The 787-nt window shown below is 63.9% G+C and carries 1 protein-coding gene; it reads right to left on the bottom strand.

All coding sequences use genetic code 11. The features are described from left to right. Positions 1 to 663 (bottom strand): Gfo/Idh/MocA family oxidoreductase (locus tag EN969_RS33575; RefSeq protein ID WP_164758772.1); only part of this gene is annotated, 663 nt, incomplete at its 3' end. Positions 664 to 787 lie beyond the last annotated feature (124 nt).

Below are 787 nucleotides of genomic sequence, written 5' to 3'. Positions count from 1 at the left end.
GTCGAGGTCCATCGTCACCGGCAGGCCATTCGAGGTGCGGAAGGTGACGCGCGCGGCAACCGGGGAGGCGCGGTTTTCGGGAAAGTCGAGCACCGCCGAGGTGATGAACATGGCCGGCAGGATATGGGTGGCAATCGACAGCGCGTTGATGCCGGGATCGAAGACGCCAAAACCGCCGGGAGCCCAGATCCATTCCTGGTTCGGGTGCCAGCGGCGCACATCCTCTTTCCAGTTGATGGCAGCCGAGCGGATGCGGGCTGAACTTAGAAAAGCACGTGCGGCCTCGACGGCCGGCGCATAGCGCGAGTGCCAGCTGGCGAACAGCGAGACGCCGTTGTGCGCAGCCAATGTCTTGAGGTCTTCGACCTCGCTGACAGTAGCGCCTGGCGGCTTCTCCAGGAAGACATGCTTCTTTGCCGTCAGCGCCGTCCGCGCCGCGTCGTAGCGGAATTGCGGCGGCATGCAGAGCGAGACGGCCTCGAGCTCGGCTACGGCGTCGAGCATGGCTTCGATGGTGGGGAAATTCGGGATGTCATCCACCTTGCCGTGACGGCTGGCGGCCGCGACGAGGCGATAGTCCTGGTCTTTCGCCAGGGCCGGCAGGTGCTGGTCGCGGACGATCTTGCCGACGCCGACGATGCCTATCTTGATGGGCTGGGACATGGCCGCTCCGTCTGTTTGATGATGGTGATGGCTTCTTATCAGAACACTTGCCCCGGGCAAGCCGAAGCCGAGCAGCCAAGCTCAGCCTTCCCTTAGCGGCAGCACATTTGTCGGCTGGGAAGGC

The sequence above is a fragment of the Mesorhizobium sp. M7A.F.Ca.CA.003.01.2.1 genome (assembly GCF_003998945.1).
Classification (GTDB): Bacteria; Pseudomonadota; Alphaproteobacteria; order Rhizobiales; family Rhizobiaceae; genus Mesorhizobium; species Mesorhizobium ciceri.
This window is presented reverse-complemented; position numbering and strand designations above follow the sequence as displayed.